18 protein-coding genes are annotated in these 22,767 nt (G+C 55.5%); 12 read left to right on the top strand and 6 right to left on the bottom strand.

Going from position 1 to position 22,767, the window contains the following annotated elements:
• Positions 1–378: 378 nt before the first annotated feature.
• Positions 379–2,118: an amidohydrolase family protein gene (locus ACR0LH_RS01320; RefSeq protein WP_170602032.1), complete on the bottom strand. Its 1,740-nt coding sequence runs from the start codon at positions 2,116–2,118 to the stop codon at positions 379–381.
• Between the two features lie 165 nt (positions 2,119–2,283).
• On the opposite strand from ACR0LH_RS01320, the gene ACR0LH_RS01315 reads away from it, so the two are divergent.
• The 9 genes from ACR0LH_RS01315 (at position 2,284) to ACR0LH_RS01275 (ending at position 11,952) form a co-directional block, all read left to right on the top strand.
• A protein-coding gene (locus tag ACR0LH_RS01315; RefSeq protein ID WP_480719334.1) for an IS5 family transposase occupies positions 2,284–3,086 on the top strand; the annotation gives its coding sequence in 2 pieces (ribosomal slippage) (positions 2,284–2,623 and positions 2,623–3,086; 804 coding nt in all).
• 5 nt (positions 3,087–3,091) lie between these two features.
• Positions 3,092–4,339, top strand: a complete 1,248-nt coding sequence (gene wecB, locus ACR0LH_RS01310; RefSeq protein ID WP_480680711.1) for a non-hydrolyzing UDP-N-acetylglucosamine 2-epimerase — start codon at positions 3,092–3,094, stop codon at positions 4,337–4,339.
• Positions 4,336–5,139, top strand: coding sequence for a glycosyltransferase family 2 protein (locus tag ACR0LH_RS01305; protein WP_170697675.1), 804 nt, complete (start codon positions 4,336–4,338; stop codon positions 5,137–5,139). Before wecB ends, ACR0LH_RS01305 begins: the two co-directional genes overlap by 4 nt.
• Positions 5,139–6,365 (top strand): DegT/DnrJ/EryC1/StrS family aminotransferase, encoded by a 1,227-nt coding sequence (locus ACR0LH_RS01300; RefSeq protein ID WP_480719333.1) that lies wholly within the window; start codon positions 5,139–5,141, stop codon positions 6,363–6,365. The genes ACR0LH_RS01305 and ACR0LH_RS01300 overlap by 1 nt, the downstream gene beginning before the upstream one ends.
• 5 nt (positions 6,366–6,370) lie before the next feature.
• Positions 6,371–7,396: a Gfo/Idh/MocA family protein gene (locus ACR0LH_RS01295; protein ID WP_480719332.1), complete on the top strand. Its 1,026-nt coding sequence runs from the start codon at positions 6,371–6,373 to the stop codon at positions 7,394–7,396.
• A complete protein-coding gene (locus tag ACR0LH_RS01290) occupies positions 7,393–8,013 on the top strand; it encodes an acyltransferase (RefSeq protein WP_480719331.1) in 621 nt (206 codons plus the stop codon). The genes ACR0LH_RS01295 and ACR0LH_RS01290 overlap by 4 nt, the downstream gene beginning before the upstream one ends.
• Complete coding sequence (locus ACR0LH_RS01285) at positions 8,010–9,356, top strand: FAD-dependent oxidoreductase (protein WP_480719330.1); 1,347 nt, start codon at positions 8,010–8,012, stop codon at positions 9,354–9,356. The genes ACR0LH_RS01290 and ACR0LH_RS01285 overlap by 4 nt, the downstream gene beginning before the upstream one ends.
• On the top strand, positions 9,353–10,366 hold the full coding sequence (locus ACR0LH_RS01280; RefSeq protein WP_480719329.1) for a polysaccharide deacetylase family protein: 1,014 nt from the start codon (positions 9,353–9,355) through the stop codon (positions 10,364–10,366). The genes ACR0LH_RS01285 and ACR0LH_RS01280 overlap by 4 nt, the downstream gene beginning before the upstream one ends.
• Positions 10,363–11,952, top strand: coding sequence for a hypothetical protein (locus ACR0LH_RS01275; protein WP_480719328.1), 1,590 nt, complete (start codon positions 10,363–10,365; stop codon positions 11,950–11,952). Before ACR0LH_RS01280 ends, ACR0LH_RS01275 begins: the two co-directional genes overlap by 4 nt.
• Before the next feature lie 11 nt (positions 11,953–11,963).
• Here the strand turns inward: ACR0LH_RS01275 and ACR0LH_RS01270 are convergent, their stop codons facing one another.
• Together ACR0LH_RS01270 and ACR0LH_RS01265 are read right to left on the bottom strand one after the other, a co-directional pair.
• On the bottom strand, positions 11,964–12,317 hold the full coding sequence (locus ACR0LH_RS01270; protein ID WP_170697682.1) for an SMR family transporter: 354 nt from the start codon (positions 12,315–12,317) through the stop codon (positions 11,964–11,966).
• Positions 12,318–12,522: 205 nt separating this feature from the next.
• Entirely contained in the window at positions 12,523–14,016 is a 1,494-nt protein-coding gene (locus ACR0LH_RS01265; protein WP_480719327.1) for a BCCT family transporter, read from the bottom strand.
• A gap of 395 nt (positions 14,017–14,411) precedes the next feature.
• Between ACR0LH_RS01265 and ACR0LH_RS01260 the strand changes: the two genes are divergently transcribed.
• From ACR0LH_RS01260 to ACR0LH_RS01250, 3 genes are all read left to right on the top strand, one after another.
• Positions 14,412–15,380, top strand: coding sequence for a TAXI family TRAP transporter solute-binding subunit (locus tag ACR0LH_RS01260; RefSeq protein ID WP_170413201.1), 969 nt, complete (start codon positions 14,412–14,414; stop codon positions 15,378–15,380).
• A 101-nt stretch (positions 15,381–15,481) separates the two neighbouring features.
• Positions 15,482–18,091 (top strand): TRAP transporter permease, encoded by a 2,610-nt coding sequence (locus ACR0LH_RS01255; RefSeq protein WP_170647922.1) that lies wholly within the window; start codon positions 15,482–15,484, stop codon positions 18,089–18,091.
• A complete protein-coding gene (locus ACR0LH_RS01250) occupies positions 18,088–18,519 on the top strand; it encodes a universal stress protein (RefSeq protein WP_170566856.1) in 432 nt (143 codons plus the stop codon). Before ACR0LH_RS01255 ends, ACR0LH_RS01250 begins: the two co-directional genes overlap by 4 nt.
• A gap of 3 nt (positions 18,520–18,522) precedes the next feature.
• Here the strand turns inward: ACR0LH_RS01250 and ACR0LH_RS01245 are convergent, their stop codons facing one another.
• Genes ACR0LH_RS01245 through ACR0LH_RS01235 form a run of 3 tightly spaced genes read right to left on the bottom strand, consistent with a single transcriptional unit; the run spans position 18,523 to position 22,611 of the window.
• Positions 18,523–19,563: a lipocalin-like domain-containing protein gene (locus ACR0LH_RS01245; protein WP_480719326.1), complete on the bottom strand. Its 1,041-nt coding sequence runs from the start codon at positions 19,561–19,563 to the stop codon at positions 18,523–18,525.
• Positions 19,553–21,967, bottom strand: coding sequence for an ABC transporter permease (locus ACR0LH_RS01240; protein ID WP_480719325.1), 2,415 nt, complete (start codon positions 21,965–21,967; stop codon positions 19,553–19,555). Before ACR0LH_RS01240 ends, ACR0LH_RS01245 begins: the two co-directional genes overlap by 11 nt.
• Positions 21,964–22,611 (bottom strand): ABC transporter ATP-binding protein, encoded by a 648-nt coding sequence (locus ACR0LH_RS01235; protein WP_480719324.1) that lies wholly within the window; start codon positions 22,609–22,611, stop codon positions 21,964–21,966. The genes ACR0LH_RS01240 and ACR0LH_RS01235 overlap by 4 nt, the downstream gene beginning before the upstream one ends.
• Positions 22,612–22,767 lie beyond the last annotated feature (156 nt).

Here is a 22,767-nt window from a genome sequence, read left to right as displayed (position 1 = left end):
TTCTCTGGGCTGCCGGATTGCTGTTTGGTCGGAAGTTTCAAAATGGGAGAAAAGAATCGGTTGACAATTCTGCGTCCCGTGGCCGACCATTTACTGTGGGGGCAGGCAACTATTACGAGAAAAATCTCGTATCTATTCATATCAGAGCGGTACGGAAAGTATTGTGACTTGGGCGTTATTTTGCGCCGAAGGTAATGGTGAATAGTGGGGGCTTAAAATTGTTTGAATTTGGTATTTACTGCGCTCGAATGGGTGCGATGCTTAGGTCGTGTTGACAAAAGGGATTCACACTCGGCGATATGCGTGGTTCAAGCTGGTATCTGCGACGGAGACCAGCTTGGCACGAGACGCCTTTTGATCCTAGTTCTGGCAGCCCACTCACAGCCCATCACGATAACGGAATTGGCCATCCATGATCGTTGCTTGAACCTTTGTTGTCAGGAGCTCTTCGGGATTGTCCAAATCCAGAATGTTCCGATCCAAGATCACAATATCTGCCAATTTGCCGACTTCCAAAGAGCCAAGCTTGTCTTCCATTCTTAGTTGCCATGCAGGGTTAATTGTTACAGCCTCAATTGCCTGCATCAGGTCCAGCGGTTCAGCTCCATTTGGGAACTTCTTAGAGTTCTCGGGATCCAGGGGATTTTTGAAAGAAACCGCAGTATAAATCTGGTAAAGCATGCTGTTGGTTGACATCGGCGCGGACGGATAATCTCCTGCAAGGCTGACACTGACCCCGGCATCGGCCAGTGGCTTGTATTGAGAAACACGCTCGTTCGTCCGCGTGTCACCCAACATGCTGAGAAAGTCCTGATCCTGCCCAGCCCAATCCACCGAAAAAATCGGGGTGATGTTGACTGGAATATTGTTATCAATCATGCGCTGCTGGTCATCAGGGTGCACGATCTGAAAGTGATGCAGTGCGTTGCGCTCGTTCGTGTTGCCGGAATCGCGTGACGCAAGGATCGCGTCAATCATTCCACGCACAGTGCCCGACCCTTCAACATGGGCAAAAACATCTAGGCCTTGGTCGTTTGCGGCTTTGACAACCTCTTTCATCTGATCCGGCTTCACTGCCGAAATGCCTATATTGTCTGTTCCCTCGAACGGCTCCAGCATCAGAACCGCGCCGGCACTCCACGTCCCTTCGGGGTGTAATTTGATGCCATGTACGCGAAACAAGTCGCCGTTGTACCTGTCGGCCATTGCACGTGCCCGTGCCGCAAATTCAACAGGATCGGCGGTCGCGTCCTTGTAGGCCGGTTGAACAAATGTTCGCACCGGCAAATCACCGTCGGCGAGAGCTTTCTCAAGCACCTTCATGGAAATTTCCAGATCATCAAACATGCCAGGTGCGTTTGTGAAATTCGGAGTGACAACACCAGGAATCAGTGCTGTTGTTGTGCCGCCTGCGACCACTTGTGGCTGAAGTTTTTCGCGGCTTTCCTCGATCATTCGATCGGGTTCCCAAGCGACTTTCGTATAGACAGGAAACCACGACCCTTCCTTGCCGACGCCCAATGGGTTTCCGTCGTCATCCCTGATCCAGTAAGTAACCCCTGGTACCGGGTCCGGCGTATCTTTGGTGATGTTTCCAGCTTCGAGCGCCTTGGTGTTCAGCCAGGCATCGTGAATGGTGAAGTCGATGATAATCGCGATCTTGTCGGGGATGATTTCATCCAGTTCAGCGGCAGTCGGTGCCCCCCCCATAAGGGTTGCATTGTATCCTTGGCCGACAACGATCGGCAAATCGGGGTTCTCCGCCACGTAATCCCGCAGCATCTGCAATGTTTCTGCCTTGTCTTTTGCCGCATTCAGATCGACGCCAAGTGTCGACCACGCGGAGCCAAGAACATGGTCGTGGGCGCTGACATAGCCGGGGAGCACCATCTTGTCGGTCAGGTCAAGGACTTCGGTGTTTTCGCCGGTCAGGCTTTCCACGCCGTTCACGTCGCCAACATACACGATCTGATTGCCTCGTACGGCAACGGCTTGCGCCTCGGGATTTTCTTTGTCCATTGTCAGGACGAAAGCATTTTTCAAAACCAGATCTGCGGCATCCTGGGCATGAGCAACGCTCGCGCTTAGTGCCAGGAAACTGGCCATAATCAACTTCATCTTGTTTCTCCCCTGTTTGCAAGTTCACCTTAATCAAAGGTTTCTGTTTTTCCATGGTCCCCCCCAAAAAAACTTGAATGTTCATGGAATACATTGGCGACCTAGGTCGTTTTTACAAAAGGGATTCACACAGTGCGTTAGGCGTGATTCAAGCTGGTATCTGCGATGGAGACCAGCTTGGCACGAGACCTGATGTCGGACGAGGAGTGGGCGTTCTTTGAACGGTTTATTCTCGCCGTCCGCGCGCCTAATGGGCGCAAGCCGACCAACCACCGTGTTGTTCTTGATGGAATTTTCTGGATTGCCCGCACCGGCGCGCCGTGGCGAGACCTGCCTGAGGAGTTCGGCAAATGGTCGAGCGTCTACCGGCAATTCCGGCGCTGGACGTTGGCGGGACTTTGGGAAGACATCATGGACGCCTTGAACCAGAGTGGGGCCGTGCCAGACGCCCTGCAAATGATCGACAGCACAGTCGTTCGCGCGCACCATCAGGCAGCGGGCGCTAAAGGGGGACTCCGCGACAGGGTTTTGGCCGTTCTCGCGGTGGCTTCACGACCAAGATCCATCTCCTCGTCAATGCTGCCGGACTGCCTATGAGGACTGAGATAACGCCCGGCCAGACATCCGATTACTTGGGGTTCGATCTGGTCATGGCCGACAATCTGCCAGAGCCAAGCGTCCTTTTGGCAGACAGAGGTTATGATGCTGACAGCATTCGGAAAAAGATGGAGGCACGGGACGTAATCACCCAAATTCCAATGCGCAAATCACGCAAAATGCGTGTTGGTGTCGATCATTCGCTCTATTCTTTGCGCAACCTGGTCGAGCGATGCTTCAACAAGCTGAAAAACGCTCGCCGCGTCGCCACCCGTTACGACAAAACCGCCGAAAGCTTCCTGGGCTTCATAGACATAACATCCATCCGCCTCTGGGTCCGTCTTTTGTCAACACGACCTAGCGCTGTCTAAGCGTTATGGAGGACACGTTTCCAGGAAGCCGTTCCGATTTGTGGGAGTCTCGATCGGCACCCGAGAGTCGACGCGTGGTCAGGTATTCGCGCCGAGAGGCGTTGAAAGTGATGTTAGTTTTCGGGACACGCCCAGAACTAATAAAGATGCTGCCCATTATTCGCGAGGCAGAAAACCGAGAAGACGTTGAACTTATTACGGTAATGACGTCGCAGCACACCGACCTGGTGCGATCCTTGGCTCAGGAGTGGGAGATTTCCGTCGATTACGACCTTGAGGTCATGAAGCACGCCCAGTCGTTAAATGATGTGATTTCTCGGGTTGTTGGAAGGATTGATAGCGTTCTGGAAAAAGAGAAACCGGATGTGGTTCTCGTTCAGGGCGACACCTCAAGCGCGTTCGGCAGTGCTTTGGCGGCATGGCAGCGGCAGATACCCGTCGGTCATGTTGAGGCCGGATTGCGGACGGCCAGTATCGACTCTCCGTTCCCGGAAGAGGCAAACCGTAGGCTGATTTCCCGCATTGCCAGCTTTCATTTCGCGCCGACACATAGCAACAAGAAGGCTTTGCTGGCCGAAAAAGTGCCGGCCGAAAGTGTTTTTCTTACCGGGAACACGGTGGTCGACTCGATACGGCACGTCATGGGGCAAAGACCCGTGTCCAAGCCCGTTGCGTCGTTGATATCTGGCCTCAAGGGGCGTCGGATTATGGTTTTGACCACACATAGACGCGAGAGCTTTGGTTCTGTGATGTGCGACCGTCTCAAAGTATTGCGTCGCTACGTCGAAGAACGGCCGGACATTAGTCTTGTTTTCCCGGTCCATCCTAATCCGCAAGTGAAGAATGTAGCGAGCGCCGAGTTGTCCGGGTCAGACCAGATCCACCTTGTTGAGCCATTGGCCTATCCGGATTTCCTGCACGTTCTTGCGGCGTCGTGGGTCATTCTGTCGGATTCAGGAGGCATTCAGGAAGAGGCGCCAAGTCTCGGGAAGCCATTGCTGATTCTGCGCGACGAGACTGAGCGTTCCGAAGCCGTGAGCTGTGGAATTGCGCGGCTTGTCGGTCAATCCGCGCAACGCCTGCAAGAAGAACTTCTGGAGCTTGATTGCCCTGCAAGTTGGGCGTCAAAGGTCGGAGAAGTTGATAATCCATTTGGACGGGGGAACAGCGCCTCGCGGATACTGGATATCCTGCAAAGAAGACTGGCGCGGACCCGTGCCGTCCGCATGACTGCTGCGGGGGCCGTGCAATGACGCACTCAGCCGATCCTTTCCCGGCTCATCAATCCCTTACCGTGGTTGCTCCATGCTTCAACGAGGAAGAAGGGCTGCACTATCTGGCCGAGAAACTTGCCAAACTGCAGGCGAACCTTGGATCGCAAGTGGCTCTGTCGATCGTTTTGGTGGATGACGGAAGTACGGACAACACGTGGGACGTCATGCACGACCTTTTCGGGCGCGAACCGAATGTCACCTGTCTACGGCATAAGAAAAACCTTGGGATCATGGCGGCCACTGCAACCGGGATTGCGGCCTCGACGGATGAGGCTGTCGCGGTCATAGACAGCGATTGCTCATACGATCCTGCGCTTATTTCCAAGATGCTGCCCTTGCTGAAAGAGGACACGTCAATCGTGACGGCCTCGCCCTATCACCCACAGGGGCAGGTTGAAGGTGTGCCGGAATGGCGTTTGTTTTTGTCCAAAGGCGCCTCTTGGGGTTACCGGCAGTTGCTTAGGAACAATCTTGCAACTTACACGTCTTGCTTTCGGCTGTACCGAAAAAGCTCGGTTGTTTCTTTGCCGCGTCGACATGACGGATTTTCCGGTGTGGCCGAGGTCTTGGCGCTGCTGGATCGGCGCGGATGGCGTATCGACGAAGTTCCGGCCGTTTTGACGACACGTAAATACGGCCAGTCCAAGTTGAGACTTTTGCGGGTGGTTCGCGACCACCTTTTTTTGATGTCCAGTATCGCGATTGGAAAGATATTTTTTAACCGTATCCCCCCGCAAGAAATTCCTGCGGGCCCTCAAGTAGGTGGAGAAAGAGATTAATGACGAGTACATCTGTTCCCGAGTTTCCTTCAGATCAGGATGCAAGCGGTCGCCAGTTGGGTGATGAAGAAATAGCGGCCCTTACGTCCGCAATCCGTTCTGGTACGCTTACGTCGACCAAAGGTCATTTCGTAAAAGAGTTTCAGTCCCAGTTCGCCCAATCCATCGGAGCCGCATTCGGGTTTGCCTGCAGTTCGGGGACGGGGGCTATCCATGCCGCTGTTTCCGCAATCGACCCTAACCCCGGCGACGAAATCATCACGTCTGCGATCACCGATATGGGCGCGATCACCCCGATCCTTTACCAGACGGCCATACCTGTTTTCGCGGATGTTGATCCGATCACGGGAAACCTGACGGCGGAAACGATCGAACGCGCGATCAGCGATCGCACGAAGGCCATTATCGTAACGCACCTCTTTGGGTATCCGGCTGACATGCCGGCGATTTGCGCTGTTGCCCGTCAGCATGGGATTCCGGTGATCGAAGATTGCGCTCAGGCTTACGGCGCAACGATCAACGGTCGTCACGTCGGGACTTTTGGCGATATCGGCTGTTTCAGCCTGCAACAAGGTAAACACATCACGACTGGCGAAGGTGGAGTAGTCACGTCCAACGACGAAGGTCTTGCCCGGCGCATGCGGCTGTTTATCGACAAGGCATGGGGTTACGGGGATCCAAAGCCGGATCATTACTTTGTCGCGCTAAACGGGCGGATGACCGAACTGCAAGGCGCGGTGGCGCTCGCTCAGTTTGCCAAGCTTGAAAACAGCGTGCACCAGAGGAAAGCGATGGCCCAAAAGCTGACGGGCGCGATATCTGGTCTGCCTATGTTGGTCGCGCCTTACTCGGATGATCAAACCGTTCACAGCTATTGGAAATACCCTCTGATCGTTCAACCTGAGATAGGCGGCCCGGTTCGCGTTGCCGAGGCCTTGCGCGGATTTGGTATCAACTCGGCACCGCGATATATCCAGAAGCCCGCGTTTGAGTGCGCTGTGATCCGCGATCAGCAAACGTTCGGCGACAGCGGCTTTCCTTTCAACCTCGCCCGGCCCGAAGCTGTTGACTATGCGCCAGAGCGATTTGAGGGAACCTATTCCTTCTTGAACGATGTTCTCGTTCTGCCGTGGAACGAGCGCTATACCGACGAGCACGTTAATTATCTGGCAGAACAGATCGCCGCTGTCTGCTCTGACGTTCCTCGTCTGGATGTTGCGGAGTAAAGCTGATGGTACGATTTGGTATTGTTGGGGCTGGCGCGATTGCAAAAGCATATTCCGAGGCATTGGAGCAGGCCGAAGGCGTTTGCCTGACAGCCGTTGCAGATACGATGTTCGATGCCGCAAAATCGATGGCAGATGGTCACGGCGCTACTGCGTTTGCGTCGCATCGCGAATTGGCGTTGTCCGGGTTGTGTGACGCGGTGATCGTGTCGACACCGCCCGCAACCCATGAAGCCGTTGTCTTGGATCTGATTGAGGCGGGTTTGCCCGTACTCTGTGAAAAGCCTTTTGCGATCAACGGTGTAAGTGCACGCAGAATGGCTTCGGCGGCTGGTGAGAAAGGCATTCTGATCTCGATGGCGTCAAAGTTCCGCTATGTGGATGACGTCCAGATCGCGCGGGAAATGGTGGCTGCGGGAGAGATTGGTGAACTCAAGCTGATCAAGAACGTCTTTACGGGCGTGGTGGACATGACTGACCGGTGGAATGCGCAGCCTGAAATATCTGGCGGTGGTGTCTTGGTGGATAACGGCACCCATTGCGTAGATATCGTGCGTTTCTTTACGGGCGGTATTGCCGCCGCCTCTGCCATGGTGGGTCCAAGCCTTCAGGACATCAGTGTCGAAGACCACGTCTTTATGTCGCTGAGAACGGCAAACGGGGCTTTGGCCCAGATCGAAACGTCTTGGAGCATCCACAAAGACAGCTCGGATTACTTGGCGTTGTATGGCGATGAAGGCGTCATAGAAGTTGGTTGGAAATCCTCTCGCATTCGGCGTCCTTTGACCGGGCAATGGGAAACCTTTGGCACCGGTTACGGAAAGGTGCAGGCGTTCTCAAATCAGGTCTTGGACTTTGCGGCCGGGGTTCGCGGTGAGCCAACCAAAAGCCTTGCCACCGGGCGGGATATTCTGGCGTCGGTGGACGTGATTTCAGCCGGTTACACGTCGATAGCGGAAGGCGGCAGATGGGTTGACGTTGACGGCGTTGCCACCATCGACAGGGTCATGCCCAAGAGTGTGGTGTCGTGACGCCCAGAATTCATCCGACGGCGATCGTCGAGAATGGCGTGGAAATCGGTGCAGGTACGTCGGTGTGGGACAATGTGCATCTGCGCGGCCCCAGCAAGATCGGCAGCAACTGCATTATTGGTGGCAAAAGCTATATCGCGTATGGCGTCGAAATCGGCGATTTCGTCAAAATAAACTCGTTTGTCTACATTCCGAATGCCGTCAAGATCGGCAATGGGGTTATGATTTCTGCGGGGACCATCTTTACCAACGACATTACTCCGCGTGCCACGGACCCCGACATCTCAGAGCTTTTGGATTCAGGTCCGCAGGATAGCACGCTTCCGACCTTTGTAGGGGATGGGGCCACAATAGGAGCGGGCAGCAAAATCTCGGGCGGGATTACGATTGGCAAGTTCGCAATGATCGGAATGGGGTCGGTTGTCACCAAAGACGTCGGCGCATTCCATCTGGTATTTGGCAACCCGGCCATACTGAAAGGCGCCGTGTGCAAATGCGGCCAAGTGTTGGTTCGTGGAAGCCTTGAGGGGCAGGGAAGGGTGACCTGTCCAAAGTGCAATCGGCAATACAGTTATCAAGACGGGGTCGTCTCCTCCCAGTTGGAAAGCGTGTCATGAGCGGTGTGCAAGCGGATACGTGGGCAGTCCTTGGCGGAGGGATTCTGGGTCAGGCGCTGGCGCTTCGGTTGCAGAAAGCCGGCAAGCGCGTGACCTTGATCGAAGCCGCGCCAGAGTTGGGCGGCCTGGCGATGGCTCAGCAGGTCGGAGGTATCACCTACGACAAGTTCTATCATGTGATTTTGCCGTTTGATAAGCGAACCCTCGCCCTTCTCGACGACATCGGGTTAGGGGGCGACGTTGAATGGAGGTCCACGCGTACGGGTTTCTTCAGCGAGGGGCGGCTGATGCCGTTGAACGGGGCGCTCGACTACTTGCGTCTCAGATCAATCGGTTTGGTGACCAAACTGCGTGTTGCCTATCTTTTGATGACGGCCGGGCGGATCAGGGATGGCGAGCCTCTTGAACAAGTCAGCGTTCAGGATTGGCTAACGCGCTGGTGCGGAAAAACAGGATATGAAAAGCTCTGGCGGCCACTTCTAAGGGCAAAGCTGGGCGACAATGCATCAAGGGCATCGGCGGCGTTTATTTGGTCAAGCATACGCCGTTTGTATCTTGCGCGGCAGGGCGTTCAAAAGGTCGAACAGCTTGGGTTTGTGAAAAATGGGGGCTATGCCCGTATCCTGAACGCATTGCGAGATGAGTTGGTCGCAAGAGGAATTGAGATCCAAACGAACACCCCTGTAAGCCGGGTTTACTCAACGGCCGCAGGGGTTTGCATCGAAACCCCGTCCGGCAGGCAGGTGTATCAAAATGTTGTCTCGACACTTCCGACAAAAGCAAATCTGGCAGTGTGTGAGGGGTTAGATGCCAAGGAAAAGGCCCGTCTGGATGGGGTTGTGTATCAAGGCATAATCTGCGCGTCCGTTGTACTTGATCGACCGCTGGCCGGATATTACCTGACCTACCTGACAGACGAAGCGCTGCCGTTCACAGGCATCGTTGAAATGTCTGCTTTGACCGGAACCGACGCGTTTGACGGTAAAACCTTGGTCTATTTACCGCGCTATGTAACGCAGGATGATCCGTATTGGACCCAAAGCGATGAAAAGATCGCCCTGCAGTTTATGGATGCTCTGAGGAAGGTGCACCCGGACGTTACAAGCACCGATATCCTGGACATAAAAATATCCAGAGTACGCGAAGTGATGGCCGTGCCGACCATTGGGTACCGTGAAAACGCTCCGCAAACGGTGACTTCGGTGCCCGGGCTTTACTTTGTGAACTCCGCGCAGATCATTGACGGAACATTGAACGTCGATGCGACTCTGGGCGTCTTGGACGAGGCTATGCCGAAACTTGATCTGGGTCGCACAACCACTGAGGCGAGGCCAGCAGCATGACAAAGAAACTTGCAAGCCTGTCTCTCGACCTCGATAACCTGTGGTCCTACATGAAGACCCATGGTGATCCGGGGTGGCAGGATTTTCCCGGCTATTTAGACGTCGTCGTGCCACGGTTTCTGGACATGCTCGACGAGCTTTCCATAAGCATGACGGTTTTCGTTGTTGGGCAGGATGCCGTGATCAAGGAAAACAAGCCGATCCTGAAATCCATCGCTGATGTAGGCCACGAGATCGCCAATCACTCGTTCAACCATGAGCCTTGGTTGCACCTTTATTCCCCAGAGGAGATCAGCAAGGAAATTGAACGCGCGGAAGAGGCCATTCACTCTGCGACGGGCGTTGCACCCAAGGGTTTCCGGGGTCCGGGCTACAGTTTGTCGGAAACCGTTTTGGACGTGCTGAGGCAGCGTGGATATGACTATGACTGCTCGACCTTTCCCACGATCGTCGGACCTTTGGCGCGGGCGTATTATTTTGCAAAGTCGCGTTTGTCATCAGATCAAAAGGAAAGGCGAAAAGTACTTTTTGGCGGGGTGAAGGATGGTTTTCGACCCTTAAACCCCTATGCGTGGGATCTGAACGGAGAGCGAATGGTCGAAATCCCGGTTTCGACAATGCCGTTCTCTCGCATACCGATCCATTACAGCTATCTGCACTGGATCGCAGGTGCGTCGGACGGGCTGGCCTCGGCATACTACACATCTGCTTTGCGAGTTTGCGATGTAGCTGGCGTAACCCCTTCGCTGTTACTGCATCCGCTGGACTTCATGGGAGGCGACGACGTGCAGCAGTTGGCGTTTTTCCCCGGAATGAACCAATCATCTGCCGAAAAGCTTGCCCGCATGAAGCGCTTCTTGTGCAAGCTGAGCGACGAGTATGATGTCACCACAATGGCTGGGCACGCTAAGACGCTGAATATACCAGAGCTGCCTCTGCGGAAGCCGGACTTTGCAGTCGAAGACGCTGATGCCGTCGATTTTGCCCAAGAAACTAGCGCGACCCGATGATTGAGGCTCGGCATACACAGTCATATCAGGGGTTGCTGAGAACCGGCGTCTTTTGCTTTCTCACGGCGGCGTACCTGGTAACGGCACCAGAATATCATACGACAGCAATCGACTCGTTTTACTTTGCTGAGGTTGTTTCCGAGCATGATCTGTTTGAGGCCCCAGTTCGTCTCTTGCTGTGGTTGTCCTCGATGCAGGTGCTCTATCGGATAGTTTCGCTTTTCCAAGTCGATCCCGATCCGTTTGTAATTGTTGGCATTGCGAACGCGATTTGTGCATCTGCATCCGTGATCTTGCTTGAACGGTTGTTGTCGCGGCATTTCGACGTTCCACCACCGGCGTCATGGCTTACTGCTGCTACTTTTGGGGTCAGCTATGGCGCATGGCGATATGCTACCGAGCTGGAGGTTTATTCTTCCGCGATGTTGTTCGCCATTGTTTTGCTTTCATTGGCGTTTTCAACGGAAGCGTTGGATCCTCTGGCGCGGTCAAGACGGATATGGATCACTGCGATTGCAGGCGCGGTCGCGTCTTTCTTTTATCAGCCATTGGGTATCGTGGCGGGGGTGGCAATCCCCGTATTTTTCCTGTCCCGGCGGGTTTTGAGAGACTTCTTTCAGTACTGCATAATTTATGGGGTTTTTCTTGCAGCGGGGTTTCTTAGCCTGGCAAGAACCTCGGAATTCAGAGATCCGTTGCACACCGTTTTGGATACGGACGGCAAAGTTGTCGTACTGCCCGACATGGTAAGTCTTTCCGCATCGGTGGTGGCGTTCCTTCAAAATCTTTTGTCTGCGAACTGGATATTTGCGTTCCCACCCACGCGGCACGTCATCGAAAGCAATTTTGCAGATTATTTCGTGCATGAACTGGTTGCCACTGACCCGCCATATTGGGGGGTTCACCTATTCTACTTTACGATCCCAGCAGCGATAGCTTTGTTGGTGACGTCTGTCATTTGCATTCAAAAGTCTGGGGAAAGGCGTTCTCTGACCAGCGCTGAGTTGAGTGCGATTTCTCTTTTGGCGGTGCAGGCTCTGATGGCGTTGGCATTGCACCCGGAAGGTTTCGAGGCGTGGCTGCCCACGCTCGTCCCTGTATTCTTGTTGTTGGGAAGCCGTATTTCCGGCCCTTTGGAAAGGGCTGGGCGAACGTCGTTGCTTGTTATGATTGTTGCTGTTTTTGCCGTTCACAATTGGTTTGCAGGCGTCGGTGTGTTTGCCAATGCTCAGCGTGACTATAACCGCATCCTGGCCGAGCCCGCCATAACCCGCCTGAGTGAGAGGGACTTGGTCATCATTGGGGCGGATTGGCCCTTGTTCAAATATCTAAGTCTTTTTGGTGCGGCTGATACGATATTTGTAAAAGACACTCAGACCGAGGTTATTCTGAGCCGCGTGGCAGAAACCATGGAGCGTGGTCATCAGGTCATGATCTACCCAGACGTTATTGCGCCCTCTGATTTGGCCCTTGAGCAAGCTGGAAATATTCCGAGTGTTTACGCGAAACTGCCTTATCAAGCGATGGAAAGAGGCGAAAAAGTCGAGTTCGGTGAACTTGGTTACGGATTGCTTTTGCGAAAGTGAACCAATTGAAGTCACCCGGTTGTCAAAAGTCCGACGCCAAGAATGACAAACGCAATTCCTACAGCCGCCTTTATACTTATGGCTTCCCCGAAAAAGATCATTCCGACGCTTGAAATTCCCACGATTGAGAGGCTTGTCGCAAGTGTATATGCGGTTCGCAATGGAATGCCGCGCAAAGCATACAGATAGCTAATCAACAGCATGACTCCCAGGGTCAGACCGATCCATAGCATCGGGTGCAGAACCGCAGATAAAATGGACGACCACGAGCGGGAAATGTCTGTCTCGACCGTAAATTTCTTGAAAGCGAAATTTGCGCCAATATTTCCGAAGATTGCAAGCACCAAGGCTAACCAGTAGCTCATCTGAAAAGGCTCCAAAATATACTTAATCTTCAAGTGCTAGTCCGGAAGCGACCTCAGGTCTATTGAAAAGTCAGGCGCTCGCGATTTGAAGCGAAAGTCGTAGGTCATCGAGTTATCTAAGGGTCTGGGCGCAAAAACAGCCAGACCAGAAAGCCAACATAGGCGAACACGCTGAGATTCAGTACAGTATCCATCAGGGTGCCGCTCATGATCGCTCCTCGCGTGCAAGAGATTTGAACAGGCAAACAACCAGCACTGGAACGATGAACACGAAGGCGATGGCCGACAGCGCGATGATTGAGCGCACAAGAGAGATATCACCAACCAGAATCATCGCCAGCCCAAGCGCGCCAAGAATGGCCCCCCAAACTGTTCGTATGCGGGGCGAGGGGTTTTCGTCTCCTCCGGTTCCGATCATCGCAAGCGTAAAGCCTGCGCTGACCACACTTGTTACCACGAAAAGAAATGCCGCCAGAACCGTCGCAGTTCGAGTGATGCCGTCCAGTGGAAACTTTTCGAGCAACGCGAATGTCGTCGCGTCGAGGTTTTCGGCGTTTATGGAGGACAGCGCCCCGTCTTGTCGTAACGTGTCAAAAAAGCCCAAGCCGCCAAAGATGCCGAACCACAGGATCGAAAATAGCGTCGGGGCAACGATGACGCCGATCAGGAACTCTCGGATGGTTCTGCCGCGTGAGATTCGAGCAATGAAAATGCCCACAAAGGGTGACCACGCCAGCCACCAGATCATGTAGTTCAGAGTCCAGCCATGAAACCAGTCAACGATGGTTTCATCAAAAAACGCGGCCGTGGAAAACCCCGCTGGCAATACTCCGAAAAGGTAACGGCCAAAGCCCGATACAATATCGTCCATAATGAATGAGGTTGGACCCATGACCAACAAATAGATCATCATGCCAACCGCAATAAGCATCGCTGAATTCGACAACAGCGCCATGCCGTCACCAAGGTCTTTTCTAAGCGGTATGATGAATGCAATGCACAAGGCGATGAAGACCGGAATGGTCAGTTTGCCGGGTTCTTCAACGCCAATCAACCCGGCCAGCCCCGTTTGTATCTGGAAAACGCCCATCGCCATTGAACCCGCCAGCCCGACGGCGATCGCAACGATTGACAACAGATCGAAAAGCCAACCAAGCGCCTTGATCCAACGGGCTTCTCCCAATGCTGCGCGCAAGGGCGCGCTTAACAGCAGGGCTTGGCCCTTGCGATATGCAAAATAAGCAATAACCAGTGCGACGATCCCGTAAATTGCCCAAGCGTGAAAACCCCAGTTCAGGTAGGTCACGAACATGGCATAGCTGGCGGCCTCGGGGTCGTTGTTATATTGGCGCAGCACCTCGAAATGGGTCAAAGGTTCGGCTGTTCCGTAAAACAGAAGTCCAACGCCCATTCCGGCTGCGAACAGCATTGCGATCCAAACGGGTGTTGAAAACTCGGGCTCGGTTGCGCCTTGGCCCAGGCGAATTTCCCCGAAACGCGAAAACGCCAGGTAAATCGATACGAACAGCAGGCCGCTGACCTCAAGCATGATGAACCAGCCGCGGCTATTGAATTGGGTCGCGACAGCCGTGGACGCAAGGCGACCCAGCCCCTGAGGGTCGGCAATACCCCACGCAGCGATGCCTGCGCTGAGGGCCAGTGCGATCACAAGAAGCGGGCTAGGGGATTTCCTGTCCACGGATAAATACCTTTCCACACCGTTTCCCAGAGCTTATGCCAATATCGGGCGCTACATAAAGGATTGGTGTGCGACCGTCGGTTTTTCTATCGCTGTGCTCAAGTCGGTTTTGATGCTCTGCCGAGGCTTCAACCCCAATGCGTTGGGATATTTTCCCGGTTGCAGGGGGAAACTTCAGGAAATTCTCTCACATTTGCTGATCCGGGGTGCCAGTTCGTCCGCGGGGGTTGACAAGCACAGTGTCTAAATGAAACGTCGAATAAGTTGGGAGATTAAGAAAATTCAGATGCTTGACCCTGTTGCAAGACAGGGCGGCTTGCCGTGACGGTATGGTTCTTGAAAAAGGGGCCGCTGAACAATCTCTCATCCACAATAAGAGTTGGGAGTTTTCAAAAATGAAAAACAGCAGCAAGCTAAGCCTTGGCGCGGTCGTGACCGCAGCACTTATGGCTCCGGCCGCTTATGCAGAGGAATTCATCACCATTGGTACCGGTGGCGTAACCGGCGTTTACTACCCGACGGGCGGTGCGATCTGCCGTTTGGTCAACAAGGGCCGTAAAGAGCACGGTGTGCGCTGCTCGGTCGAGTCGACTGGCGGTTCGGTTTACAACATCAACACCATTCGCGAAGGCGAGCTGGAGTTCGGTGTCGCGCAGTCCGATTGGCAGTACCACGCTTACAATGGCAGCTCGAAGTTCGAGGAAGCCGGGCCGTTTGAAAACCTGCGCGCGGTTTTCTCGGTTCACCCCGAGCCGTTCACGGTTGTGGCCCGTGCTGATTCCGGCATCGCCAATTTTGAAGATCTGAAAGGCAAGCGCGTCAATATCGGCAACCCCGGGTCCGGTCAGCGCGGCACTATGGAAGTTCTTCTGGAAGAAATGGGTTGGAGCACCGATGATTTTGAGCTTGCGACCGAACTGAAGGCGGCCGAACAGTCCGCTGCGCTGTGCGACAATCAGATCGACGCGATGGTTTACACCGTCGGGCATCCCTCTGGTTCGATCCAAGAAGCAACCACGGCCTGCGACTCGGTTCTGGTGAATGTAAGCGGTGAGGCCGTTGACAAGCTGGTGAACGACAATTCGTTCTATCGTACGGCGACCATCCCCGGTGGCATGTACCGCGGTTCTGACGGTGACACGGCGACCTTTGGCGTCGGCGCAACCTTCGTGACTGCGGCGGACGTGTCGGAAGACGCGGTCTATGCGGTTGTCAGCTCGGTCTTTGAAAACTTTGACGATTTCAAGAAGCTGCACCCCGCATTTGCGAACCTGAAGCCCGAAGAAATGATCGCAGACGGTCTGTCGGCCCCTCTGCATCCGGGTGCCGAGAAGTACTACAAAGAAAAAGGCTGGATTCAGTAAGCCAGACCTGATGCGGGGTGCCTTCGGGCGCCCTGCCACCTAAACCCGTATCAAACGGGCGCGACAAAAGGCCGAAAAAGGCCGCGACGGGGAGAATTTTCATGAGTTCCGACACACAATCCAATCGCCCATTGTCAGAAGAAGAGCTGCAGGACCTCGTTGCATCTTCCGATGCAGGTGGACGAAACCCGGTCGGTAAAGTCGGGATATTTCTGGCTATTGTCGCTGCGATCTGGTCGATTTTTCAGGTCGTTCTGGCCTCGCCCCTGGCCAACTATGTCCTGCCGGGCAGTGTCGTGAACAATGCGCGCCAGTTTCATCTGGCATTTGCGATGTTCCTCGCATTCGCAGCTTATCCAGCCCTAAGGTCCAGCCCGCGCGACTACATCCCGGTTCAAGATTGGATTATGGGCGTTCTGGGGGCATTCGTCGCCCTTTATGGGTATTTCTTTTATAACAAGATTGTCGATGCCGGTGGTCTTGCTGATGACACGGACAAGTGGGTCGCTTTGGTCGGGCTATTGCTTCTGTTCGAGGCCGCTCGCCGCGCGCTTGGTCCGGCGATGGCGATTATCGCGACGATTTTTCTGGCCTACGTGTTTTTCGGCTCATCCGATTGGGTGCCCGAAGTTATTCGCTGGAAGGGTGCAAGCCTGAAAAAAGCAATGAGCCATATGTGGATCACGTCCGAGGGTGTGTTTGGCATTGCGCTAGGGGTTTCCACCAAATTCGTGTTCCTGTTCGTACTTTTCGGAGCGTTGCTGGATAAGGCTGGGGCGGGGAATTACTTTATCAAGATGGCGTTCGGTGCATTGGGCCACCTGCGCGGCGGACCGGCCAAAGCAGCCGTTGTGGGTTCGGCGGCGACCGGTTTGATCTCGGGTTCGTCGATTGCGAATGTGGTGACTACGGGCACATTCACCATTCCGCTGATGAAACGTGTGGGCTTTAGCAGCGAACAGGCGGGCTCGGTCGAGGTTGCCTCATCCGTGAACGGTCAGATCATGCCGCCCGTTATGGGAGCTGCCGCCTTCCTGATGGTGGAATATGTGGGAATTTCCTATGTCGAGGTGATCACCCACGCCTTCCTGCCTGCGGCGATTTCCTACATCGCACTGGTCTATATCGTTCACCTTGAGGCCGTGAAGCGGAACATGCCCACGCTGGGCGACCGCGACGTGCATCTTGCCCGAACCGTCGTCGGAATGCTGTCTTTCTTCCTGATATTTGCCGGGCTCTGCTATGGCTCGCAATTCCCGGTCGAGGCTGTGACAAGCTGGTCACCGTCAGCGGCGGGTCTTATCCTCAGCATCGTTGTCTGCTTGATCTATGTTGGTTTGCTGTACCTTGCCGCGCAAGTGCCGGATCTTGAGCCAGACGATCCGAACGCCAAAGAGGTGACGTTGCCGGTCATTGCTGACATTTACAAGGCGGGTCTGCACTATCTTCTTCCGATCATTGTGCTGGTCTACTTCTTGATGATCGAACAGAAATCACCTGGCCTGTCAGCGTTCTGGGCAACCGCGTTGCTGTTTGTCATTCTGCTGACGCAAAAGCCGCTCAAGGCGATTTTCAGGGGGCAGAGCGATCTTTCCAACTCATTCGTCGATGGGGTCGCCGACTTTTGGCAGGGGCTGATCGACGGCGCGCGCAACATGATCGGGATCGCTCTGGCCACGGCCACCGCGGGTGTGATCGTGGGCACTGTGACGCTGACCGGCGTAGGGCAGGTCATGGCCGATCTGGTCGAGTTCCTGTCGGGCGGTAACCTGATCCTGATGCTGGTGATGGTCGGTCTGCTAAGCCTGATCCTTGGCATGGGCTTGCCGACCACGGCGAACTATATCGTTGTCAGCTCGCTAATGGCCGGGGTTGTCGTTGAGTTGGGCGCGCAGAGCGGGCTGATCGTGCCGCTGATCGCCGTGCATCTGTTTGTGTTCTACTTCGGCATCATGGCGGATGTGACACCGCCCGTGGGACTGGCCAGTTTCGCCGCCGCCGCCGTATCTGGCGGCGATGCGATCAAGACCGGTTTCACCGCGTTCTTCTACAGCCTGCGGACCGTTGCGCTGCCGTTTGTGTTTATCTTCAACACCGACTTGCTGTTGATCGACGTGACCTGGGTTGAAGGGATAATCGTCGCCATATTCGCGACCATCGCGATCCTTGTCTTCACTGCAGGAACAATGGGGTATTTCCTGACCCACAGCCGTATCTATGAAAGCATCGCCCTGATCGCTGTGGCCTTTGCGTTGTTCAGACCGGATTATTTCATGGACCGCATCGCGCCGCCTTATACTTCGGTCGAGCCTGCGGCATTTGTGGAAACCATCGGGCAAACCCCGCCCGGAACCGAAGTTCGCATGGTCGTCAGTGGCCCGGATTTCGACACGCTTGAGATGACAGACACAACCGTTGTCGTCTCGGTCGGCAGCGAAGAGGGCGGCGAGGCAAGGGTCGATGCCATGGGCTTGCTTCTGTTCGAGGAGGACGGCTTGATCAAGTTAGAGGAGCCGCTGTTTGGCACGCCTGTGGCGGATGAGCTGGATATGTTCGACTATTACGGGGACGAGGCAGTGCGCCTGACCTCGGTCAATCTGCCGTCCAGTCAGCCTCCCAAGCAACTGATCTACATTCCTGCTTTGATCCTTCTGGGTCTGATCGCATTCCTGCAACGCGGCCGAGCCGCCAGACAAGAGGTGCCCGCATGACGAACTCGGTGCTTTGTGCCGTCGACATCAGCAACGGCGAACTGGATACCAATGTCTTGAACACAGCCGCGGCTCTGGCGGATCAGGAGAATGCGCAACTGGATGTGGTAACGGTGCTTCCGGATTTCGGAGAAAGCTGGGTTTCCGGGTTTTTCCAACCGGATTTTCACGACAAGGCGATGGAAGAAGCGCATTCCAAACTGGTCGAGATGTGCGTCGCAGCGGTTGGCAAAGAGCGGAACGAGAAAATCCGCCATGTCGTCGCAACGGGAACAGCGTATCAGGAAATCCTAAAAACGGCTGAGAGCGCGGGCAGCGATCTGATTGTGATCGGCGCGCATAAACCGGATCTGAAGGATTATTTGCTGGGGCCGAACGCCGCGCGGGTCGTTCGGCACTCGACGGTCTCGGTCTACGTCGTGCGCTAGGGGTCAGTATCCCGTCATCTCAAGGTATCCACGCCCCGAGTGGCTGCCCGAGATCGTGACCGGGCCTTCCCAATACTCAAATCTTGTCGCCATCCAAGACTCGGGCGTCAGTGCGGACACTTCGACATCGAGGTTTCGGTCAGGCAACTTCACACGCCAGCGGGTCGGGATCGTACGACCCGCGACCGAGGACGTCTCAAGCGGGCTGAATGTGACAGAACCGTCGGGCAGGGCGGTTGTCTCTCCCTCCGCCGAGATCAGGGTCGCGGCGGTAAAGTCCCCACGATCCCCTCGCAGGCGAAACGCCATCAGTTTATTGCCGTCGTCGAAACTCAGCGAAAACCAGTCCCATCCGCTTTGATCTGCTGCCAGAGGTTGCGATGACCATTCGCGATCCAGCCAGCCTTCCCCGGTGACCGCGATATCCTGTTCCGGCAGGTGCAACGTGCCTTCGACCGCGAAGAATGGCTGAGAGTAATAGTAGCTCGCTTGTCCATCCGCCGATTTGACCGAATAGCCTTGGTCACCGTGAAACACCAAAGGGCCCCGAGCGTTGAGGCTCAGGTCATATCCGAAATTGCCTCCATTGGCGGAAAGGGACAGGTTGCCCATATCTGGGCCGCGCATGTGCCATTCGTCGATCCAAGCCTCGAACGGTTGCGCCGTGACACCAGCCTGCCCGATGCTGCCGCGCGACAGTCTTTCGGCAAAGTAGTGATGATCCGGGGTCGTAATGGCTGCGTGCCCCATCCATATCTGGGGGCTTTGCCAACCCTCGGTTTCTTGGGGTTTGAGGGCAGAACGAAACAGCGTCCATTGAATGCCGTAGGGCCGCCCGTCTTCTCCGGTCAGATTTGCCGTCAGGTACCACCATTCTATGCGAAAGGACGGATGTGGGCCGTGATCCTGCGGAAATTGGAATTGGTATCCCGGCTGCGGAATGTCGAACCCTTCAGCCGATCCTCCCAGCCCTGCATATCCTTGGGCCCGCGCGAACGACGGAAGCAGCAGAACAAGGATCAATAGCCACGATTTAACGCTCATTGGCAAACACCCTTAGCAAATCAGCCGGAGGCAGGCGCAATAGGCGCAAGGCGGGTAAAGCCGCTGCAACCAAAGCCGCCAGCAAGGTCAGAAGGAACAATCGAACCCAGTCTGCGGGAAAAAGGTACATAGGCAGACGCCAGCCAAATGCCTCGACATTAATGATGGCCAGGAGGGTCCAGGCCAGAACCAAGCCAAGGGGCAGCGCAATGATTGCAGTCATCGCCGCCAGCAACACGCTGCGCAGCAACTCAAACTGCGCGAGTCTGGCGCGGGTCAGACCCAAGGCCCAGACGGGGGCAATCTGGGGCAGACGTTGGGTCCACAGGGTCAGTAGGCTGGTCAGAATGGCGAACCCGGCGACACCCAGCGTCAGCACGTTGAGCGCAGAAGTGACCACAAAGGTTTTCTCAAACACGGCCATGGACTGTGCTTTCATCGCGGCCTGCTGGACCACAGTCTGCCTTGGCAGCTCAAACCTGTCCCGCAATTCCTGTGCAAGTTTCGTTGCCCTGTCGGGGGGCACGCGTATTCCGAAACGCCGCGTCTCAGCCCCCGGTGCGATTTGATCCAACCGCGTCATCGAGACAATGGCTTGCCCCGTAGGATTGCCGTAATCAGAGTACACGCCAGCAACCGGCAACGTGTATTCGCGGTTGAACGTAAGATCGTCTCCTGGCCATAGGTCTTGTCGGCGGGCGAGCTGTTCATTGATCAGCACCGCTTTGCCCGCGTTTACGCGATCCCAGACATCCGCACCCAAAGCGATCAGAGGCCAATGTTGGCGGTACGTCTGATCGTCGACGACCCCGTACAGAAAAAGTGGCCCGCTGGGATGCGCGAGTTCCACGCTGCGAATTGGCAGAATGGCGTCCACTTGCGGTGCCAGCCATTCCGATATTTCGCGTCCCTGTTGATCGTCTTTTGCCGTCAGGTACAGCTCGGACGTCAGGCGTTGATCCAGCCAGCCGGTGAAGGTCAGGCGAAAGCTGGAAACCATCGTTCCAACCCCGATATTGGCTGCGAGCGCCAGCAATAGCGCCATTAACGCTAGGGATAGGCCCGGCAATTGCGCGCGCATGTCCGACCAGATCCACTGGGCTATGGGGTCTTTGGCAAAGCGTTGAAGAACCGAGATCACTAACGAGAGCAAAGACGGCAAAAGCAGCGCCGCACCCAGCAGCAAGCCAGCAACCAGTGCAAAACCGGCGACCAAACCACCGATGATGAGTTGCACAATGACGCCAACGAGAATTGCCGACAGGCCCAAGAGCGGATTGACAAACCCGTTGAAGGCGGCTGCCCGCCACGCTTGAACTCCGGCACCGGACAGCAGGGGCATACGGGACAGACGGATCAGACCATGGCCACTGGCCAGTAGCGTTCCGCCCAGAGCCATCGCCAATCCAGCCAATGCCCATTTCGGCTGTAGCGCGATTTCACCGCTCACCGGGGCACCATACAACCCGCGCAGCGTCGCGGCGACATCGGGCAAGAGAGCACCTGCCAGAAAATACCCAAGCACCAACCCCGCCAACCCGCCGATCAGCGCCAGCAAAGATAGCTCCAGAAGGATCACCCAGACCAGTCGCCGCATGGAAACGCCAAGCGCGCGCAGAGTTCGGATCATCCCGCGACGCTGTGCAAAGGCCAGCCCGACCGTTCCATGCACGATGAACAGGCCAACCGCGAAGGACAGCAGCCCAAAGGCCGACAGGTTCAGGTGGAAACTGTCGGTCAGTTGCGCCGTGTCCAGCTGCGAGGCCGCCTCGACCCGCTCTAGCTCTGGCGCAATCGAGGCGATTGCAGGAAGCGCCCGTGGTTGGTCGGGCAAAATGATCAGCCTTGAGATTTGACCTGTCCTGTCCAGCAATACCTCGGCCACGCCAATATCTGTCAGGATCAGATCAGGGGGAAGGTCAGGGCTTGTCAGAACCGGCGGCAGTCCGGTTTGGCTGTCCAAAACCCGCGCCAATTCGGGTGAGGCCAGCAACCGACCGGGGGCTGTCAGTATGTCAGCAGGGTCCGGTGGGGTGGCGCTTTGCTCAATGCGCGTGACAGCAGGCAGCGCTGGATAGGCGACCATGTCAACGCCCATGACGCGGATGCTGCGGCCTGCGATGCGTGTGGTGTCTTCCAACACGGCCGCGACTTGCCATCCGGCGCGCCTCAATGACACATACCGGTCGATCGCGATGGGACCAGTTGGATTCCTCAGTTCATCGTGCTGTCCCAACGCAAGCTGATCGTTGGCGCGTTGATAGCTTGCCCGGGCTTCGGCGTTGATGGCCTGCACCGCTGACCAGAGGCCGGTTGCCAGAGCAATCCCGATCAGCAGGGTCGCAAGTTGCAGGCGGTGCCGTCGCCAATGAGACAGCAGCGCCTGAATGATCACCGCAGTCATGCGATATACCCGCCGGACAGATGCGCCTGTCGATCCAGCCGTGCGGCAATGTCCAGTGAATGAGTGACCAGCAGCAGCGCGGCCCCGGTTTCAGCAACGAGGGACAGCATCAGGTCCAGAACGGTCGCGCTGGCGGTTTCATCCAGATTTCCGGTCGGTTCATCCGCAAGCAGCAATTGAGGTTGCGCAGCCATGGCGCGCCCGATCGCTACGCGCTGCTGTTGGCCGCCTGACAGGTTCTCTGGGTAGCGATCAAGCAAGTCCGACAAGCCCAGCCTGTCCGCAAGATGTGTTGACCATGCTTGGTCCAATCTTCCAGCCAGACGCGCATGAAAAGACAAGTTTTGCGCGACGGTTAAAGACGGTATCAGGTTGAATTGCTGGAACACCAAAGAAACGCTCTGCCGGCGTAGCGTGGCGCGACCGGGATCATCCAGCCCGGACAGATTAGTTCCGTCCAGCGTGATCTCTCCGCCATCGAAGCTGTCCAGCGCTGCGGCAAGGTTCAGTAGCGTGCTTTTCCCACTGCCGCTTTCACCGGTGAGTGCAAGCGTTTGCCCCTTGTCCAGCTCAAGAGAGACGCCGCGCAGGACAGGGCGTCCTCCGGGGTAGGATTTCTGAACATTTTCTATTTTCAACAGCATGAGAACGCCTCGGGTCGTACTTGCAACAATGTGAGCCCTGGCGGGCTGCTGTCCAGTGTGGACGCGAATTCGTTTCCATTCGTCGCAGCAGTCGACTCGGGGTTGTGACCTTTGGCCTAAACCGTCATTCTGGCGCGACTTTCCCTGACCATGACG

It is taken from the genome of Ruegeria sp. CL6 (assembly GCF_056536465.1).
Note: the sequence above shows the minus strand (reverse complement) of the source record. Positions and strands in the feature narration are given on the sequence as shown.

Excerpts from the sequence above, each read along its gene's own strand:
- ACR0LH_RS01250 (WP_170566856.1), top strand. The coding sequence starts at position 18,088 with ATGACGAACTCGGTGCTTTGTGCCGTCGACATCAGCAACGGCGAACTG.
- ACR0LH_RS01295 (WP_480719332.1), top strand. The coding sequence starts at position 6,371 with ATGGTACGATTTGGTATTGTTGGGGCTGGCGCGATTGCAAAAGCATAT.
- ACR0LH_RS01275 (WP_480719328.1), top strand. The coding sequence starts at position 10,363 with ATGATTGAGGCTCGGCATACACAGTCATATCAGGGGTTGCTGAGAACC.
- ACR0LH_RS01245 (WP_480719326.1), bottom strand. The coding sequence starts at position 19,563 with ATGAGCGTTAAATCGTGGCTATTGATCCTTGTTCTGCTGCTTCCGTCG.
- ACR0LH_RS01320 (WP_170602032.1), bottom strand. The coding sequence starts at position 2,118 with ATGAAGTTGATTATGGCCAGTTTCCTGGCACTAAGCGCGAGCGTTGCT.
- ACR0LH_RS01255 (WP_170647922.1), top strand. The coding sequence starts at position 15,482 with ATGAGTTCCGACACACAATCCAATCGCCCATTGTCAGAAGAAGAGCTG.
- ACR0LH_RS01280 (WP_480719329.1), top strand. The coding sequence starts at position 9,353 with ATGACAAAGAAACTTGCAAGCCTGTCTCTCGACCTCGATAACCTGTGG.
- ACR0LH_RS01235 (WP_480719324.1), bottom strand. The coding sequence starts at position 22,611 with ATGCTGTTGAAAATAGAAAATGTTCAGAAATCCTACCCCGGAGGACGC.
- ACR0LH_RS01260 (WP_170413201.1), top strand. The coding sequence starts at position 14,412 with ATGAAAAACAGCAGCAAGCTAAGCCTTGGCGCGGTCGTGACCGCAGCA.
- ACR0LH_RS01305 (WP_170697675.1), top strand. The coding sequence starts at position 4,336 with ATGACGCACTCAGCCGATCCTTTCCCGGCTCATCAATCCCTTACCGTG.
- ACR0LH_RS01285 (WP_480719330.1), top strand. The coding sequence starts at position 8,010 with ATGAGCGGTGTGCAAGCGGATACGTGGGCAGTCCTTGGCGGAGGGATT.
- wecB (WP_480680711.1), top strand. The coding sequence starts at position 3,092 with ATGGAGGACACGTTTCCAGGAAGCCGTTCCGATTTGTGGGAGTCTCGA.
- ACR0LH_RS01300 (WP_480719333.1), top strand. The coding sequence starts at position 5,139 with ATGACGAGTACATCTGTTCCCGAGTTTCCTTCAGATCAGGATGCAAGC.
- ACR0LH_RS01270 (WP_170697682.1), bottom strand. The coding sequence starts at position 12,317 with ATGAGCTACTGGTTAGCCTTGGTGCTTGCAATCTTCGGAAATATTGGC.
- ACR0LH_RS01240 (WP_480719325.1), bottom strand. The coding sequence starts at position 21,967 with ATGACTGCGGTGATCATTCAGGCGCTGCTGTCTCATTGGCGACGGCAC.